Origin of the sequence: Erythrobacter dokdonensis DSW-74 (genome assembly GCF_001677335.1) — a bacterium.
GTDB lineage: Bacteria > Pseudomonadota > Alphaproteobacteria > Sphingomonadales > Sphingomonadaceae > Erythrobacter > Erythrobacter dokdonensis.
The window spans coordinates 746,072-763,531 of record NZ_LZYB01000001.1; the positions used below are offsets into that span (position 1 = coordinate 746,072).

Below are 17,460 nucleotides of genomic sequence, written 5' to 3' on the forward strand. Positions count from 1 at the left end.
CGTTATTTCCGGCGTCCCTGATGGCGGATATTGCCGGGGCGGCCGCGCTTGCCGGCGGTATATTTGCCTGCCTTCTTCGGCCCGCGCTGGCGATCTTGCGGACGCGTCCCGCGCGGCTCGATCCGGCCCGTATCGGCATCGGGCAGGACGAACTTCAAGGCACCGGTCAGCGGATTGGCTTCAGCCAGTTTCAGCTTCAGCCGGTCGCCTGCGGCGAAGGTCGTCCCGCTGCTTTCCCCGACCAGCGCCTGCGCCGCCTCGTCATGGCGGAAGTATTCGCCACCCAGCGTCGAGATCGGCACCAACCCGTCACCGCCCAGCCCGACGATGGTGGCGAAGAACCCGAAGCCCTGAACGCCGGTGATACGGGTGTCGAACACCTCGCCCACCCGTGCCGATAGCCACGCCGCGACATAGCGATCGATGGTGTCGCGCTCGGCCTCCATCGCGCGCCGCTCGGTCTGGCTGATCGCGTCGGAGACCTGTTGCAGCGAAGCGCGGTCACGGTCGGAGAGGCCGCTGGTTGCGGGAATTGATCCCGGAGGCGCGGGCTGTTCAAGCTTGTAGGCATCCACCAGCGCACGATGCACCAGCAGATCGGAATAGCGCCGGATCGGCGAAGTGAAGTGCGCGTAGCTGCCCAGCGACAGCCCGAAATGCCCGGCATTGGCGGGGCCGTAATAGGCCTGGGTCTGGCTGCGCAGCACGGCTTCCATCACCAGCGCCTTTTCGGTCTCGTCGGAAATGTCCTTGAGCATCCGGTTGAACAGGCCCGGCGTGACCACCTGCCCCAGCGCCAGCTTCTTGCCCATCGTGGCGAGATAATCGCGCAGGGCAATCAGCTTCTCGCGGCTCGGCGGTTCGTGGATGCGGTAGACCACCGGCGCGGTCTTCGCCTCCAGTGCCTTGGCCGCGGCGACATTGGCGGCGATCATGAAATCCTCGACCACGCGGTGCGCATCGAGCCTTTCGCGAATGGCGATTTCCGTAATCTGGCCCTTCTCGTTCAGCACCACGCGGCGTTCGGGCAGTTCGAGTTCCAGCGGATCGCGGGCATGGCGTGCGGCGGCCAGCGCCTTCCATGCAGCCCAGAGGTTGGCGAGATATTCAGGCGGATTGCCGTCATCCACCGCCTTCTGCGCGTCCTCGTAAGCGATATTGTGCGCGATCCTTACCAAGGCGCGAGTAAACCGGAACTTGTTGACCTTGCCGTGCGCATCGATGTGCAGGTGGCAGGCCATTGCTGCGCGATCCTCGCCTTCTTTCAGGGAGCAAACATCTGCTGACAGCACCTCGGGCAGCATCGGCACCACGCGGTCGGGGAAATAGACCGAATTGCCGCGCTTCCTCGCCTCGCGGTCAAGCGCGGAGCCGGGGCGGACGTAGAAGCTGACATCGGCGATGGCGACCAGCGCGTTGAACCCGCCCTGCCCGTCCGGCTCCGCCCAGATCGCATCGTCATGGTCGCGCGCGTCAGCGGGGTCGATGGCGACAATCGGCAGATGCCGCAGGTCTTCACGCGCCTTGTCCGAGAGCTTGAGCTTGGCCGCGCGCGGAGCCTCTTCCAGCACCTCGTCGGGGAAGATGTGCGGGATGCCGTGCTTGGCGATGGCGATGAGGCTGAAGCTTCGCGGCGCAAGCGGATCGCCCACCACCTCGATCACCTTGACCCCCGCGCGCTCGGAGCGCCCCACCCGCTCGGCAATTACCAGCTGGCCTTGTTCCGCCTCGCCCCGGTCGGCGATGGGGGCGGACTGGCGCACACGCTTGTCGACCGGCGCGAGCCAGGCCTTGCCGGTCTTGTCGATCTCGACGATGCCCATCAGCCCTTCGGTGCGCGCGGGCAGCTTTTTCATCGGGTGCGCGATCCAGCCGCTGTCCGTTTCCTCGGTGCGGGCGAGCACCCGGTCACCGCGCTTCAAAGCCGGAGGACGTTTTGCCCCGCGCATTTTCGGCTCGCGGATGATCAGGCGCGGCGGCTTGCCGGGGGCTTCGGGATCCCAATTTTCGGGCTCGGCGATCAGCTCACCATCCTCGAGGGCGACGATCTTCAGGGTCGTGACCTTGGGCACCCCGCCCATCCGGTGATAGGCCGACTTTTTCCCGTCGATCAGGCCTTCCTCGGCCATATCCTTGAGCAGGGCCTTGAGCTTGATCTTCTCCTGCCCCTTGAGCCCGAAAGCCTTGGCAATCTCGCGCTTGCCGGCGGGAATGTCGGATGACTGGATGAAGTCGAGCACCTGTTGCGCACTCGGCATCCCCTGCGGGAGTTTGGGCTTGCCCTTCATGCTACACCTGCCGCAGCACAGCTTGACAAACTTGACACCCTGTCAAGCTGAAGGTTTTCGAATTTCTGCATCATTACCATAGGGTTGCACCCGTATCCCCGTGCTTGACGGACAGGGAAGACCGGCCTTGTTTCAGGATTTCGGGTGCGCCCATTGCCCCCCTATCGCATGAATCGGGGGCGTAGGAAATTTTCCCGGTCAATCCTTCGCCACCGGCTCGAACGCGCCGCCGGGAACCGCGCTGGAGACGGGCGAGCAGAATTCACCATCGCAGGCCTGCACGCCGAACATCCAGTCATCGCCGCGCAGCGGAGCCGCAAGATCGAAATCCACGCCCTCGGGCGAAGGATTGAACAGCGGGATCGGGTCGAAAACCGCTTCGGTGTCGCCGCGTTCAGCCGAGCGCCACGCCGTTTCGTCCGTCCTTCGTGCGACGATCAGATAGGAATCTCCGCCCGGCACCGAGCGCCATTTGAGCCCGGTATCCACCCGCACGGCTGCATTTGCGGTAAGCGCTGGCGGCATCGGCGCACGGGCTAGCGCATCCAATGCCCGCACGTTCAGTTTCGTCACCCCAGCCAGATAAGCGAAATCCATTTCCTCGATGGTATCGCCGTAAAACACGCCGTCTTCGGTGCGGATGTCCTGATGCTGGTGATCGTAATCCTCGACCCCGACCGAGAAGCGGATCGCGGGATAGCCCTTCTGGAGGAACGGCACCTGATCTCCGCCGCGGCCCATGCGGTCGGTGCGCCAGATCTGGCGGACCTGCATTTCGTCAGGGTGCTTGGCCGAAAGATCCGCCACCCAGCGCGAGAGGTTGCGCGAGGGCGTGTCATTCTCGCCGCCAAAGCGGGTTTGTGCGGCCCGAAGCCGGTCGGTCAGGTCGGCGCGCGGGCCTTCGGAAAAGACGCGCACGACCTTGGGCTCGCAATAGCCGTCCTTGCCGCAGGAATTGCCGACGATGTCGTTGTTGAGCACAGCCTTCACCGTGAAGCCTTGGCGCTCGGCCCAGTCGGCCAGAATGCGCCCGCCGAACAGGCCCTGTTCCTCGCCCGAGAGCAGCGCGTAGATGATCGTGCCGGGGTATTTCGTGCCGCTCAGCGCGCGCGCGGCTTCCAGCACCAGAGCAGAGCCCGAGCCATCGTCATTGGCACCCGGCGCATCGCTGGTGAAGTCCAGCGGATCGCTGACGCGGCTATCGATATGGCCCTGCACGATCACGACCTCGTTGGGACGTTCGCTGCCGCGCTGGATCGCGACGGCGTTGCGCACGAGGGTCGCTGTCGGGATACGCCGCGCATCGGGCTGGATCACCTCGCCGACGGGCAGGACTTCAAGGCAATTGCCACAGTCCGCACCGATGCGGCGGAACTCGTCCAGCGCCCAGTTGACCGCTGCGCCAATGCCGCGCTTCGGATCGTCCTGCGACGATAGCGTGTGGCGGGTGCCGAAGCTGACAAGCTTCTCGACATCGCCTTTGAGGCGCTGTTCGGAAACCTTGTCGGCGGGATGGGTCTGGGCGGCGAGCGGTGCGGCAATAATAGCCGCGATAAGGGTGAGGCGCTTGATCATGCGCCTTCCCTGCCCCGTGCCTCGCCGCGATGCAAGCCTAGTAGGCGCGCGCCACCAGAATACGCTCGACGGCCGGTTCGCCGGTGAAGATGCAGGCGCCGGTGGCAGCTTGGGCATCGCGCGGCACGTTGCGAATGGTGAGCTTGACGGCTTTCAGTTTCTCTACAACGGTATCGAGCGCGGCGCCGGTGGGTTTGGCCCATTCGACCTCGACCCAGCCCGGATACTTGCCGCCCTTCTCGAAGTGATCGACCACCGCCTGCCACTCGGTAATGCCGCGGGTAATATTGGCATCGCGCCGGGCGCGGGCTTCGTCGAAGAGAGACTGCTGGATATCCTCGAGCAGCGCCCCTGCGCCGGAAACAAACTCGCCCTGTGCCGGATAGGTGAAGGCGGGCTTGCCGTTGGCCGTGTTCCAGAGCCGGTCGCGGCGCAGCACGGCGAGCTTGCCCTCGGCCATGTCGCGCGGGCCGACTTCGATGATGACGGGCGCGCCCTTGCGCACCCAGTCCCAGCGCTTGGCCGCGGCCTTTCCGGGTTTAGTATCGAGCAGGATCCGCAGGCGCTCACCAAGCGCCGACTGCCCGGCCAGCGCGACGCGCAGCTCCGCGCAATAGGCGATCAGCTCTGCATCTTCGGGTGCCTCGCGCAGCATCGGGATGATAACGATCTGCTGCGGCGCGATGGCGGGCGGGACGCGCAAGCCATCGTCATCGCCATGGGTCATGATCACCCCGCCGATCAGCCGCGTCGACACACCCCAGCTGGTAGTGTGGCAATATTGCTGGGCGCCCTCGCGGTCCTGGTACTGGATGCCCGCCGCATGAGCGAAATTGGTGCCGAGATAGTGCGAGGTGCCGGCCTGCAGCGCCTTGCCGTCCTGCATCATCGCCTCGATCGACCAGGTCTCCACCGCGCCGGGGAAGCGCTCGTTTTCGGGCTTCTCGCCGGCGATCACCGGCAGGGCGAGGTCATCCTCGGCGCAGGCGCGGTACATTTCCAGCGCGCGGTGGGTTTCCTCGAGCGCCTGCTCGCGGTTCTCGTGCGCGGTGTGGCCTTCCTGCCAGAGGAATTCGCTGGTGCGCAGGAACATCCGGGTGCGCATTTCCCAGCGCACCACGTTGGCCCACTGGTTGGTGAGCAACGGCAGATCGCGCCAGGATTGCACCCAGCGCGCCATGGCATCGCCAATGATGGTTTCCGAGGTCGGACGCACCACCAGCGGCTCTTCCAGCTTGGCGGCGGGATCGGGGATCAGCCCGCCCTTGCCATCGGCAATCAGGCGGTGATGCGTGACGACCGCCATCTCCTTGGCAAAGCCTTCGACGTGCTCGGCCTCGCGGGTGAAGTTGGCGAGCGGGATGAACAGCGGGAAGTAGCAGTTCTGCACGCCCGCCGCCTTGATCCGGTCATCCATCAGGCGCTGGATGCGCTCCCAGATGCCGTAGCCCCAGGGCTTGATGACCATGCAGCCGCGCACACCCGATTCCTCGGCGAGGTCGGCCGCTGAGATGACCTCCTGGTACCATTTGGCAAAATCGTCTTCGCGCTTGACGGTTAGCGCGTGGCGGATCTGGGACACTGCAGAACTTCCTGACTGAATCGGGTGCAAAACCGCGCGCCGCTTCGCGTTATTTGCCCAGTTCGTCCAGCTTCTTTTGCATGGCTGCCATCTGTTCGCGAAGGGCGGCAATCTCGTCCTTCGCCTCTGCGGCGGGTGCTGCGGGCTTGTCCTTGGGCTTGCCGATGCCCGGCATGAACACGTCGGCTGCAGCGCGCATCATTGCCATGTTGGTTTCATGCAGCGCGGCAAAAGGGCTGGCGCTCATCCCCTTTTCGAAGGCCTCGCGGATCTTCGACTGGTTATCGCGGAAATTGGCCATGCTGGCTTCGAGGTATGAAGGCATCATGGCCTGCATCGAATTGCCATACATCCCGATCAGCTGGCGCAGGAAACTCACGGGAAGCATCTGGCCGCCGTTCGCTTCCTCATCCATGATGATCTGGGTCAGGATGGAGTGAGTGATATCGTCGCCGGTCTTGGCGTCGAGCACCTTGAAATCGATATTCTCGCGCACCATCCGCGCAAGGTCTTCAAGCGTGATGTAGCTTGAGGAGGCTGTGTTGTAGAGGCGGCGGTTGGCGTATTTCTTGATGATGACCGCATCGCCCGCCTCGCCCGATGCCGCTTTCGACCTGCCGACCATTATCTTATCCCGTGTGTTGACCCTAGGGCACCTTAGCACCTGCACAAGCTGCAGCGCAATAACAGCGCATGAAAATGCTCAGTGCGCATGCAGACGGCGCCCGATTAACGTGAGCAACTCGTAGGGCGAAAGCGCATTTTGCTGCGCACAATCATTGATGTCCCAGGGCACCGTCAGCCAGGCGCCCGCACCAAGGTCAGGAGCTTCGGCGAGGTCGACCACCACCATGTCCATCGACACCTTGCCGAGGATCGGGAGCCGGCGTGCGCCGTGAATCAGGGCATTGCCCGGTCCGCGCAGGCGCAGGAACCCGTCGGCATAGCCGATCGAAACCGTACCGACCCGCATCGGTCGGGGCGCTGCAAAGGTCGAATTGTAGCCCACACTCTCGCCCGCTGCGATGCTGCGGCATTGCAGCAGTGTCGCCTCCACCCGGGCGACAGGGAGGATTGCCCCGGCCAGCTCGTCGCGCGGCACCCCGCCATAAAGTGCAAGTCCGGGGCGGGTCAGATCGAAGGCGTAATCGGTCCCCAGCGCGATTCCCGCGCTGTTGGCAAGGCTGGCGCGGCGATGCGGGATGCGATCGGCGACCTCCCGGAAGGCGGCGAGCTGGCCTGCGTTCATCGCGCTGTTCTCGTCGGCGCAGGCGAGGTGGCTCATCAGGATATCGATATCGAGGGCGGCGATGACCGGGTCGCCGGCCTCGGACGGCGCGATACCGAGCCGGTTGATGCCGGTATCGACCATCACATGGCAGCGCCCGCCGCCGCTGGCCGTCCAGCGCACCGCCTGCTCAAGCGAATTGATGACCGGCACCGCGCCAAGGCTGCGGGCATAGGCGCAGTCAGCTTCGGTCAGCGGCCCGTGAAGCACCGCAACCTGCGCGGGCTGCACATGGCGGACAACTGCGGCAACCTCGCTCCAGTGCGCGACGAAGAATGTCTCGCAGCCCGCATCGCGCAAGGCCGGCACACAGGTATCGACGCCGAGGCCGTAGCAATCCGCCTTGACCGCGGCGCCCGCCCGCGCCGCACCTGACAGGGCATCGAGCGCGCGCCAGTTTGCAGCCAGCGCTGCGGTATCGACCGTCAGCCGCAAGCTGGGCGGCGGCGGAACCTCATTCATCGGCAAAGTCTTTCGGCGGGCCGTCAGGGATGCCCCACCACGCCACCACCAGCCCGAAGGCAACCACGCCCCACGTATACCACAGGCCCGAATAGATGTTGCCCGTGCTCGCCACGATTACCCCCGCGATCAGCGGCAGGAACCCGCCGAGGTATCCGGCGCCGATGTGGTACGGGATCGACATCGAGGAGTAGCGGATCTTGGGCGGAAACATCTCCGAAAGAAGCGCCGCGACCGAGCCATAAGTAAGCGCGGACAGCATCCCCAGTGCCAGCAGCACTCCGATGATGCCGAGGATGTTGGCGATGGACGGCTGCTGCTTGGCGAAATCGAAACCGTAAGGAGCGAGCGCGGCATGGATGCCCGCCCGACGCGTCGCGCCGTCGGCGAACCACGCGGGATCGATGGCGATCGGCTCGCCGCCCGCGGTCAGGGAGAGCGCACTATCCATTCGGAGCGTGTAAGGCACGCCCGAAGCGGTGAGCGTTTCGAGGATCTTGCCGCAATCTGTCTGCTCGCGCTGGAAAAGCTCGGCGAAGGGATCGGTCACGCAGGCTGGGCCGCTCACCACGATCGGGGTGCGCTCGGCAGCCTTGGCCAAACCCGGGTTGGCCAGGCTGCCCATCGCCCAGAACAGCGGGAACAGCAGTGCCAGCGTCAGCGCCGCGCCGATGATGATCGGCTTCTTGCGCCCGATCCGGTCGGACCACTTGCCGACGATGACGTAGAAGCTCATCACGATAAGGCCCGAGACGAGCAGTACCCATTCCACCGTCCGGTCATCGACATGCATCGGCCCGCGCAGGAAGCTCATCCCCGAGAAGAAGGCGGTGTACCAGATCGTCGTCAGGATGCCGGTGATGCCGAACAGCGCGACGAAGATGCGCTTCGGATTGCCCGGATAGGTGAAGCTTTCGATGAACGGATTGCCCGAGGTCTCGCCCGCCGCCTTCATCGCCTGGAACACCGGGCTTTCGGACAGCTTCAGCCGCATCCACAGCGAGATCGCCAGCAGGATCAGCGACAGCAGAAATGGCACGCGCCACCCCCAGGCGGCAAAGGCATCGGCCGGGATCAGGAAGCGGCACGCCAGCACGACGATGATCGACAGCACGAAACCGCCGGCAACGCTGGCCTGTATGTAGCTGGTGTAATAGCCGCGCTTTTCGGGCGGGGCGTGCTCGGCGACATAGATCGCCGCGCCACCGTATTCGCCGCCGAGCGCGAGCCCCTGAATGATGCGCAGCAGAATGACGATGATGGGCGCGGCCATGCCGATGGTATCGACTGTCGGGATCAGGCCCACGCCGGCCGTGGCAATACCCATCAGCGTGACCGTGACGAGGAAGGTGTATTTGCGGCCCAGTCTGTCACCCAGAAAGCCGAACAGGATCGCACCGAGCGGTCGGAATGCGAACCCAACGGCGAAGGTCGACCAAACCAGCAGTAGGCCGAGCGTTTCGTTGTCGGTGGCGTAGAAGGCGTCCTTGAGGATGTAGGCCAGCGTGCCGTAGATGAAGAAATCGTACCATTCGAAGATGGTGCCCGCGCTCGACGCGCCGATCACCAGGCGGATTTCCTTCTCGCTCGGCTCGCGAGTGCCGGGCGCCTGCGCTTGTGCCATGTCCCACTATCCCTGTCGCATCGCTGCTGTCCGGCAGCAACCTGTCTCGAATGACCTCTAGCCCGCCGTAGCGCTGCTTGAAAGCGCCTTGCAGGCTGCCGTCCACGGCAGGAGCAAGGCCCCGTGACGTGCAGGATGCTCCCGCGCCGGGGCCAGCAGGTCGAGGCCGGGCCACTCGGGCAGCGGACCAGCACCTGTCAGCCAGCGCACGATCCCGTTCATGGTCAAGGTGATATCGCCGCTCGCCGCCCCGGCTGCCTCCCGCGCCAGTAACCCGGCGGATGCCTGGCCGATGGCGCAGGCGCTCAATTGCATCCCGATACGCTCGATTGTCCCTTGCGCGCCGAGTGCCACCCCGATCGTGATCGCACTGCCACAGGTACGCGAGCGCGCCTCGGCGCGAAGCGGCAGGTTGTCATCCAGCGGATAGGCAGCGAGAGTGGTGGCCAGTGCCAGAATGTCCGGCGAATAAAGCGTCGGTCGGGTCGCGGCTGCCAAGGTGATCAGCTGCCCGCCCTTGCCGCGGCGGCATCGCGCGCGTCGGATTCGCGGCGCAGCCTGTCACGCCGGATCGCGATCATCGGAACCAGATCGCGCGAGAAGGCATCGACAGCGGGATATGTCTGCGCACTGATGATCCATACCGGTCGGCCCTTGTATCCCCAGCCCTCGTCGAAGCCGAGCGCCAGCAAGGAGAACGCGAAAATGCCGATCAACGCGCCTTTCACCGCCCCGAACCCCAAACCCAGTACGCGGTCGATCGGCCCGAGGATCGCGCCGTCCGATGCCTCGCTGATATTGCCTGCGATCAGCTTCATGGCCGCATAGGGGATCAGCAGCAGTAGCACGAATGACAGGACCGGCGTCAGCCGCGAGGAATTGAGCAGGTCGGTAAGTGCCGGTGTGAGGACCGGATGCAGGAAATGCACTGCCAGTGCCGCAAATATCCAGGACGCGAGCGAAAGCACTTCCTGCACCAGCCCGCGCAGAAAACCGCCGATCGCGGCAACGATCACAATGATCAGAATGATGATATCGAGCCCTGCCATGGCCAGAAAGCTCTATGCCGAGCCCATCACCTGGTCAACGAGGTTCGCAAGTGCGGCAAGTCCGCGATAGGATGGCGCATTGTCACTGTCCGCGCCACCAACCGGGCCGTAGCTGCGCGAGAAGCCCAGCTTGGCCGCTTCGCGCAGCCGCAGCGGAGCGTGAGCGACGGGACGGATCTCTCCCGCAAGGCTGACTTCGCCAAACCAGGCCGCCTTGTCGGGCAAGGGCCTGTCGGCGAGTGCGGAGACCAGGGCTGCGGCGACCGCAAGATCGGCGGCGGGATCGGTCAGGCGGTAGCCACCGGCAATGTTGAGATAGACCTCGGCCGAGGAGAAATTCAGCCCGCAGCGCGATTCGAGCACCGCCAGCAGCATGGCGAGGCGCCCACTGTCCCAGCCCACCACCGCCCTGCGCGGGGTGGCACCCGATTGCAGACGAACGATCAGCGCCTGGATTTCGACGAGGACGGGCCGCGTGCCCTCCAGCGCCGGGAACACCGCGCTGCCCGCCAGCGGCGTCTCGCGGCCCGACAGGAACAGCAGCGATGGGTTGGCGACTTCCGCCAGCCCCTCTGCCGCCATCGCGAACACGCCGATCTCGTCGACAGCGCCGAAGCGGTTCTTGAGCGCGCGCAGGATGCGGTACTGGTGCGAACGTTCGCCCTCGAAGCTCATTACCACATCGACCATGTGTTCCAGCACGCGCGGCCCGGCGATGGTGCCGTCCTTGGTAACGTGCCCGACCAGCACCAGCGCGCAGCCGCTTTCCTTGGCGTAGCGGATGAGCTCGAGCGCGCAGCCGCGCACCTGGCTGACCGTGCCGGGCGCGCCTTCGATCATGTCGGAATGCATGGTCTGGATCGAATCGATCACCAGCAGCGCGGGCGGATCGCCCTGCCCCAGCGTCGTCAGGATATCGCGCACCGAGGTTTCCGAGGCGAGCCGGATCGGTGCATCGGCAACGCCCATGCGCGCCGCGCGCAGGCGCACCTGACCCGAGGCTTCCTCGCCGCTGACATAGACGACATCATTGCCTCCCCGGGCGATGGTCGCCGCGGTCTGGAGCAGCAATGTCGACTTGCCGATGCCGGGATCCCCGCCCATCAGAACCGCCGAGCCGGGTACCAGCCCCCCGCCCAGCGCGCGATCGAATTCGGCAAGCCCCGTGGACTTCCTGACCGGCAATTGCGTTGGCGCGTTCAAGGGTTCGAACATGAGCGCCCGCCCGCCGCGCGAGAGATCGTGCTTCTGGGAGAATACCGTTGCCGGCACGTCTTCGACCAGCGTGTTCCATTCACCGCAATCGGCGCATTGGCCCTGCCAGCGCGGCGACACCGCCCCGCAGGCCTGACACACGTAACGGCGTTTCGACTTTGCCATAAGGCGCCGCCATAAACGGAACAGAATTAGAACGCAATTGCATTGGCGCAGCATTGCGCGCTAGGGACAGGCCATGCGGCAGAAGGAACTGCGCCTTGCTCTTGTATGCTACGGCGGCGTCAGCCTTGCGGTCTACATGCACGGCATCACCAAGGAAATCTGGCACCTTGCCCGTGCAAGCCGGGCATTTCACCAGCCTGATGCCGTCCCGCTGGACGGTGTCGCGCAGGCCTATCACGCCTTCCTCACGGAAATAGAGCATGCGCAAGCCGTGAGACTGCGCGTCCTGCCCGACATTCTAACGGGTGCGAGCGCGGGCGGGATCAACGCCGTGTTTCTTGCCCAGGCGCTGCATTCGGGACACAGCCTCGAGCCGCTGACGGACCTGTGGCTCGAAAATGCCGACGTCAGCGAATTGACCGATCCGGCAGCCCAGCCCTTGTGGCGGTTTGCAAAGTTCTGGGCGCAGCCGATCGCCGAATGGTTCCTGAGCCGGCCCGGCAATGCCGTGAGCGCCACTGTCGCGCCCGAAACCCGCGCGGAAGTGCGCCACAAGGTCTCGCGCTTCGTGCGCGGCCGCTGGTTCAGCCCGCCCTTCTCCGGTCCGCGCTTTTCCACCATGCTTTACGAGGCGCTCGGAAAGATGGAATCGGAAGGTGATGGCATCGCGCTGCTCCCGCCGGGCTATCCGATCGATCTGGCCGTGACCGCGACCGATTTTCGCGGCCATCCGCAAAGCCTGCGCCTCAACTCGCCTCCGCAGATCGAGGAAATGGAGCATCGCCTGCCGATCTGTTTCCGCAGCCGCGTTGCCGCCAATCCGCCGCAGCCGCTGGCCGACAGGCTCGAACTGGTGCTCGCCGCGCGGGCGACGGCGAGCTTTCCCGGTGCCTTTCCGCCGCTTGCCATCGAAGAGATCGACCAGCTTGCCGCAAAGGCGGGTCATGTCTGGACGGGCCGCGAAGCCTTCCTTCAGCGCATCATGCCCACGCACATGCGTGACGGAAGTATCGAAAAGGTCGCGCTGATCGATGGTGCTGTTCTGGTCAATGCGCCCTTCGGCGCGGCGCTCGATGCGCTTCAGGGCCGGCCGGCCCAGCGCGAGGTCGACCGCCGCTTCGTCTATATCGACCCGCGTCCGGAAAGCCGCGAGTTCGCGCCTGCCGCCTCGCAGCGCGAAATCGGTTTTTTCGGTGCGATCTTCGGTTCGCTCTCGACCATTCCGCGCGAGCAACCGATCCGTGACGATCTCGAACGGATCGAACAGCAATCGCGCGACGCAGCGCGTTTGAAGCAGATCGTGATGGACCTGCAGCCCGATATCGACCGGGCAGTGGAGAAGCTGTTCGGCTATACGTTCCTGCTCGACCGGCCGACGCCCAAGCGGCTTGCGGGATGGCGGGCCAAGGCGCAGCAGGCCGCGGCCGAGCGGTCCGGATTTGCGTTCGGGGCCTATGCCCTGACCAAGTTCGACGCGATCCTCGACCAGCTGGCGCGGCTGACGCTGAAAGCTGCCGGAGCCGGTCCCGATGACCACGCGCAGCTGGCGCAGATCCTGCGCCGTGAACTCGCCGCGCGCGGACTTGAGCGGCTGACCGACAAGGACGGCGGTGCCAGCGCTGAAGCCATCGCTTTCTTCCGCGCCCACGATATCGGCTTCCGTATCCGCCGGTTGCAGATGCTGGCGCGCAAGCTTTCGCGTGACTGGGAGCTCGATCCCGAAATCCCCGACGATGCGCTCGACCGTGCGCGTGACCGGCTCTACGATATTCTGGCGCTCTACTACCGGACGGACAGCGCCGTTTTGGGTCACCCGCGCTTTGCCTATCTTGCATCAAGGGCACAGGCTGAACCGGGGGCGGCACTCGATTTCCTCGCCGCCGAGCGGCTTTTGCCGACAACTGATCTGGCTGCCGAGGAGATGCTGATCGATGCGCTCGAAGAGGTGCCCAAGACGCTCAAGCGAAGGATGTTGCTGACCTATCTGGGCTTTCCCTTCTACGATCTCGCAACCTTTCCGCTGACCCGCCGCGAGGGGCTGGACGAGTTCAACCCGGTGCGGATTGACCGCATTTCCCCCGAAGACGCGCCTTCGGTGCGCGACGGCGGCACCAGCGCCACCTTGCGCGGTATCGAGTTCTACAATTTCGGCGCCTTCTTCAGCCGCGATTATCGCGAGAACGATTACCTGTGGGGACGCATCCACGGGGCCGAGCGAATGATCGACCTGGTCGCCTCGACCGCTGGCGGGACAATGCCCGAAGCGCGGATCCGCGCGGCCAAGCGGGCGGTGTTCCTCGCCCTGCTGGAAGAGGAGGAAATCGCCGGGCGCTGCCAGCGCGGGCTGATCGAGCAGATCCGGCTCGAGGTCCGGGAACGGATGGGCTAGCTGCGCCCCGCCGCTGCCACCGGCGCAAAGAACAGCAGCATCACCAGCCGCGCATCCTCCGGCGTGGTACCGAAACCGGGTGCGGCATTGTGGAACTGCCAGGGCGAGAACAGCAGCAGCCGGTTGAACCGGGCCGGCACGCGCAAGGTGCGCTCCCACTTTGCAGGCAGCTTGGTGTCCTTGTTGACGACGTCCTCGATCAGGGCATTCGCATCTGCATAGCCTGAAGCGGCGATACGCGCCGGATCATGCGGCACGCTCTCTAGTCCGGTGCGTTTGTGCCGGAAAAAATCAGTGCCACCGGCATCCGGCCGGGCGCAATCTTCGGGTCGCGAGAGGTAAAGGATGCCGGAGTAGCTGGCCGGATCGATATGGACCCCGCTCTTGCCCCTGTCGCCCTTGCGGGTCAGGCGGCAATGCCCGTGCTGGGTGCCCGGGGCTGCACCAAGGCGCATTCCCAGATGACGGGAGACCGCGCTGTCCACCGCAGCCGTATCGAGCGGCGCGGAGGAATTGAGGCCGGGAAAATTGCCGTGTTGCCTCGCCGGATCATAATCGAGCGCGAGCGCTGCGCGGCGCGCAGCCCACGGGTCCTTCAGAAAATCGTCGAGGATGATGAGCGAGGGCAGCACCGTGTCCGCCCTCAGCCCCCGAAGACGTCCTTGAGCTTGTCGAAGAAACCGCGGCTTTCGGGGCATTCCTCACCGGTTTCGGTGGCGCGGAATTCCTCCAGCAGTTCCTTTTGGCGGCGCGACAGCTTGGTAGGGGTCTCGACGGCGATTTCGACCACCAGATCGCCGCGCCCGCGCCCTTGCAGCACCGGCATGCCCGCTCCGCGGATGCGCAATTGCTTGCCCGACTGGATGCCGGCCGGAATGTCGAGCTTGTTGGTGCTCCCGTCGAGATCGGGAATCTCGACGCAGCCGCCAAGGGCTGCGGTGGTGAAGCTCACCGGAATCCGGGTGGCGAGTGTCGTGCCTTCGCGCTCGAATACGCGGTGTGGCTGGACATGGAGAAAGATGTAGAGATCGCCCGGCGGCGCGCCGCGCTGACCTGCCTCGCCCTTGCCGGACAAGCGAATGCGGGTTCCGGTGTCGACGCCTGCGGGGATTTCGACCTTCAGGGCCTGCGGACGGTCGACCCTGCCCTCGCCACGGCATACCTTGCACGGATCCTCGATCACGCTGCCGCGCCCGCTACAAGTGGGACACGGCCGTTCGATTACGAACAGCCCCTGCTTGGCGCGCACAGAGCCCATGCCGTGGCACAGGTTGCACTGGCGTTCGGAGGTGCCGGGCGTGGCGCCGCTGCCATCGCAGGTGTCGCAGGATTGCGAGACCTCGATCTCGATTTCGGTGTTCTTGCCGTGGAATGCCTCTTCGAGGCTGATCTGCATGTCATAACGCAGGTCCGCCCCGCGCCGGTTCTGCTGGCGCTGCGCACCGCCGCCGCCAAAGGCGCTGCCGAAGATCGTCTCGAAGATATCGCCGATATCGGCAAAATCGCCGCGCCCGCCTCCGCCGCCGAAACCGCCACCACCGTTCATGCCCTGCGTGAAGGCCTGATGGCCATAGCGGTCATAGGCCGCGCGCTTCTGCGGGTCCTTGAGGCAGTCATAGGCCTCGTTGATTGCCTTGAACCTGGCCTCGCACTCGTTGTCGCCCGGATTGCGGTCCGGGTGATACTTCATCGCGAGCTTGCGATAGGCACTCTTGAGCGTGGCCCCGTCCGCATCGCGGCTGACTTCGAGTGTCTGGTAGTAATCGAGCTGGGCGCTGGACATGATGCTGACCTATTCCCCGTGACCAGCCATCGCCGATGCGCCGGAAAGGGGGACCGGGCACATCAGCGATGCACTGGATGGCATCGGGGCCTTAGCCCTTCTTGTCTTCGTCGACCTCGGAGAATTCGGCGTCGACGACGTCTTCGTCGGCGGCTGTCTCTTCAGCACCTTCGGCGGCAGCTTCCGGCCCGGCGGCCTGCTGCGCTTCATAGATCTGCTGACCCATCTTCATCGCTGCTTCGGTCAGCGCCTGAGCCTTGGCGTTGATATCATCGGCATCGCCGCCTTCGAGCGCGGTCTTGGTCGCCGCAATGGCTTCCTCGACGGTCGACTTGGTTGCGGCATCGACCTTGTCGCCATGCTCTTCAAGCTGCTTTTCGGTCGCATGCACGAGGCTGTCGGCCTGGTTGCGCGCTTCCGCGGCAGCCCGGCGCTTCTTGTCCTCCTCGGCGAACTTCTCGGCATCCTGCACCATCTGGTCGATGTCTGCGTCCGAAAGGCCGCCCGACGCCTGGATCTTGATCGTCTGTTCCTTGCCGGTGCCCTTGTCCTTGGCCGACACGGAGACAATGCCGTTGGCGTCGATATCGAATGTGACCTCGATCTGCGGCACGCCGCGCGGTGCGGGCGGAATGCCGATCAGGTCGAAATTGCCGAGCAGCTTGTTGTCCGCGGCCATCTCGCGCTCGCCCTGATAGACCTTGATCGTCACCGCGTTCTGGTTGTCCTCGGCGGTCGAATAGGTCTGGGTCTTCTTGGTCGGGATGGTGGTGTTACGGTCGATCATGCGGGTGAACACGCCGCCCAGCGTCTCGATGCCGAGGCTGAGCGGGGTCACGTCGAGCAGCAGCACGTCCTTGACGTCGCCCTGCAGCACGCCCGCCTGAATGGCAGCACCCATGGCGACCACTTCATCCGGGTTCACGCCGGTGTGCGGCTTGGCACCGAAGAAGCTTTCCACCACTTCGCGCACCTTGGGCATACGGGTCATGCCGCCAACGAGGATCACCTCGTCGACCTGATCCTTGGAGATGCCGGCATCCTTCAGAGCCTTCTTGCAGGGCTCGAGCGTGCGCTGGATCAACCCGTCGACCATCTTTTCGAGGTCGGCGCGGGTGATCGTTTCCACGAGGTGCAGCGGTGTGGTCGCCCCGCCTTCCATACGCGCGGTGATGAAGGGCAGATTGATTTCGGTGGTGGCCGCGCTCGACAGCTCGATCTTGGCCTTTTCCGCCGCTTCCTTCAGGCGCTGGAGGGCGAGCTTGTCGGACTTCAGGTCCATGCCTTCCTTCTTCTTGAAGGCATCCGCAAGGAACTCGACGATTGCATTGTCGAAGTCCTCGCCGCCAAGGAAGGTGTCGCCATTGGTCGACTTCACTTCGAACACGCCGTCCCCGATTTCGAGGATCGAGATATCGAAGGTGCCGCCGCCGAGGTCATAGACCGCGATGGTTTTGCCGTCGTCCTTGTCCATGCCATAGGCGAGCGCGGCTGCGGTCGGCTCGTTGATGATGCGCAGCACTTCGAGCCCTGCGATCTGGCCTGCGTCCTTGGTCGCCTGGCGCTGGGCGTCGTTGAAGTATGCGGGGACGGTAATGACGGCCTGCGTCACGGTTTCACCGAGGTAGCTCTCGGCGGTTTCCTTCATCTTCTGCAGGATGAAGGCGGAAATCTGCGAGGGGCTGTAGTCTTCGCCGCCAGCGTTCACCCAGGCATCGCCGTTCTTGCCCTTGGTGATCTTGTAGGGGACGAGTTCCATGTCCTTCTTGGTCAGCGGATCGTCGAAACGGCGACCGATCAGACGCTTGATCGCGAAGAGGGTGTTGTCGGGATTGGTCACCGCCTGGCGCTTTGCCGGCTGACCGATCAGACGTTCGCCATCCTTGGTGAAGGCGACAATCGAAGGCGTGGTGCGCGCGCCTTCGGAATTCTCGATGACCTTGGGCTTGCCGCCGTCCATGACAGCAACGCAGGAGTTGGTGGTGCCGAGGTCGATACCGATTACTTTACCCATTGTTTCCCCATCCATCTGGAAGATTG

The 17,460-nt window shown here is 64.6% G+C and carries 13 protein-coding genes; 1 reads left to right on the forward strand and 12 read right to left on the reverse strand.

Annotation, left to right across the window (positions count from 1 at the left end):
* Positions 1 to 2: 2 nt before the first annotated feature.
* The 9 genes from rnr to radA all read right to left on the reverse strand — a co-directional run bounded on the left by rnr (position 3) and on the right by radA (position 11,248).
* Positions 3 to 2,288, reverse strand: coding sequence for a ribonuclease R (rnr, locus tag I603_RS03555; protein ID WP_232305233.1), 2,286 nt, complete (start codon positions 2,286 to 2,288; stop codon positions 3 to 5).
* Positions 2,289 to 2,486: 198 nt separating this feature from the next.
* On the reverse strand, positions 2,487 to 3,863 hold the full coding sequence (locus I603_RS03560; RefSeq protein WP_198157213.1) for a M20/M25/M40 family metallo-hydrolase: 1,377 nt from the start codon (positions 3,861 to 3,863) through the stop codon (positions 2,487 to 2,489).
* A gap of 37 nt (positions 3,864 to 3,900) precedes the next feature.
* Complete coding sequence (locus tag I603_RS03565) at positions 3,901 to 5,445, reverse strand: aminoacyl--tRNA ligase-related protein (protein ID WP_068862395.1); 1,545 nt, start codon at positions 5,443 to 5,445, stop codon at positions 3,901 to 3,903.
* 49 nt (positions 5,446 to 5,494) lie between these two features.
* Positions 5,495 to 6,070, reverse strand: coding sequence for a polyhydroxyalkanoate synthesis repressor PhaR (phaR, locus tag I603_RS03570; protein ID WP_068862396.1), 576 nt, complete (start codon positions 6,068 to 6,070; stop codon positions 5,495 to 5,497).
* Positions 6,071 to 6,148: 78 nt separating this feature from the next.
* A complete protein-coding gene (gene alr / locus I603_RS03575) occupies positions 6,149 to 7,195 on the reverse strand; it encodes an alanine racemase (RefSeq protein ID WP_068862397.1) in 1,047 nt (348 codons plus the stop codon).
* On the reverse strand, positions 7,188 to 8,819 hold the full coding sequence (locus I603_RS03580; protein WP_068862398.1) for an MFS transporter: 1,632 nt from the start codon (positions 8,817 to 8,819) through the stop codon (positions 7,188 to 7,190). The genes alr and I603_RS03580 overlap by 8 nt, the downstream gene beginning before the upstream one ends.
* Positions 8,820 to 8,876: 57 nt before the next feature.
* Entirely contained in the window at positions 8,877 to 9,317 is a 441-nt protein-coding gene (locus I603_RS03585; protein WP_232305234.1) for an iron-sulfur cluster assembly scaffold protein, read from the reverse strand.
* Positions 9,318 to 9,322: 5 nt separating this feature from the next.
* Positions 9,323 to 9,868, reverse strand: a complete 546-nt coding sequence (locus I603_RS03590; RefSeq protein WP_068862399.1) for a CvpA family protein — start codon at positions 9,866 to 9,868, stop codon at positions 9,323 to 9,325.
* 12 nt (positions 9,869 to 9,880) lie between these two features.
* On the reverse strand, positions 9,881 to 11,248 hold the full coding sequence (gene radA / locus I603_RS03595) for a DNA repair protein RadA (RefSeq protein WP_068862400.1): 1,368 nt from the start codon (positions 11,246 to 11,248) through the stop codon (positions 9,881 to 9,883).
* 73 nt (positions 11,249 to 11,321) lie between these two features.
* Between radA and I603_RS03600 the strand changes: the two genes are divergently transcribed.
* A complete protein-coding gene (locus I603_RS03600) occupies positions 11,322 to 13,637 on the forward strand; it encodes a patatin-like protein (protein WP_068862401.1) in 2,316 nt (771 codons plus the stop codon).
* Here the strand turns inward: I603_RS03600 and I603_RS03605 are convergent.
* The 3 genes from I603_RS03605 to dnaK all read right to left on the reverse strand — a co-directional run bounded on the left by I603_RS03605 (position 13,634) and on the right by dnaK (position 17,434).
* Positions 13,634 to 14,269, reverse strand: coding sequence for a DUF6445 family protein (locus I603_RS03605; protein ID WP_084439803.1), 636 nt, complete (start codon positions 14,267 to 14,269; stop codon positions 13,634 to 13,636). The two genes, I603_RS03600 and I603_RS03605, sit on opposite strands and share 4 nt — an antisense overlap.
* A gap of 11 nt (positions 14,270 to 14,280) precedes the next feature.
* Positions 14,281 to 15,420 (reverse strand): molecular chaperone DnaJ, encoded by a 1,140-nt coding sequence (dnaJ, locus tag I603_RS03610; protein WP_068862402.1) that lies wholly within the window; start codon positions 15,418 to 15,420, stop codon positions 14,281 to 14,283.
* Between the two features lie 91 nt (positions 15,421 to 15,511).
* Positions 15,512 to 17,434, reverse strand: coding sequence for a molecular chaperone DnaK (gene dnaK / locus I603_RS03615; RefSeq protein ID WP_068862403.1), 1,923 nt, complete (start codon positions 17,432 to 17,434; stop codon positions 15,512 to 15,514).
* Positions 17,435 to 17,460 lie beyond the last annotated feature (26 nt).